General features: G+C 57.5%; 2 protein-coding genes. One reads left to right on the forward strand and one right to left on the reverse strand.

The genetic code is table 11. The annotated features are described in order from the left end of the window. Positions 1 to 117: 117 nt before the first annotated feature. Positions 118 to 345, forward strand: a complete 228-nt coding sequence (locus ACTNBU_RS12700; protein WP_441034461.1) for a hypothetical protein — start codon at positions 118 to 120, stop codon at positions 343 to 345. On the opposite strand, the gene ACTNBU_RS12705 is transcribed toward ACTNBU_RS12700, so the two are convergent. Next, a partial coding sequence (locus ACTNBU_RS12705; RefSeq protein WP_441034462.1) for a hypothetical protein occupies positions 332 to 567 on the reverse strand: 236 nt, incomplete at its 5' end. The genes ACTNBU_RS12700 and ACTNBU_RS12705 overlap by 14 nt on opposite strands.

A 567-nucleotide genomic window follows, 5' to 3' on the forward strand; every position in this document is an offset into this window, starting at 1 on the left:
CGAGAACCATCTTGTGGTAGGAGGCGATTACCAATCCACAGCATCCCTTACAGTGTAGCACAGCCCTTGGAGAGGGGCTCTAATAACTACTACTCTATAATACAAGGAGGCGATTTGATGGAATCCACTATGTCCGCCGTCATGCGGGCCAGGGTGTTGGAGATCCGTGAGGGCGATCTGCTGGTCCGGGACTGCCGCACGGGGCAGGAGGTCCTGGTACACACGGATTGTGCCGGGGATTTCTGCGCCGGGGACTGCGTCTGCATCCACTTCAGCGGCATCATGACCATGAGCCTTCCCCCGCAGATCAGCGCGGACAGTATCCGCTGTCTCAGCCATCGCTGAACTGCTCTGCATAGAAAAAAACCGTCTGCGGAATTGCTTCCGCAGACGGTTTCATCTTGTCGAAAAACCCTGTCTGAAGGAAAAGAGTCCTTTTTTGCAGGGGGAGTACGGGGGGGCGGGAGCCCCCTCGTATTGGATCGAATGCCTGCAAAAAGCCTGTGTCAGCAGGCGTTTGCGCCGCGCAGCGGCAGCTTTTCGGCCCGATGCGCGGGCAGAAAAGCG

Source organism: Dysosmobacter sp. HCP28S3_G4 (genome assembly GCF_052065175.1).
Classification (GTDB): domain Bacteria; phylum Bacillota; class Clostridia; order Oscillospirales; family Oscillospiraceae; genus Oscillibacter.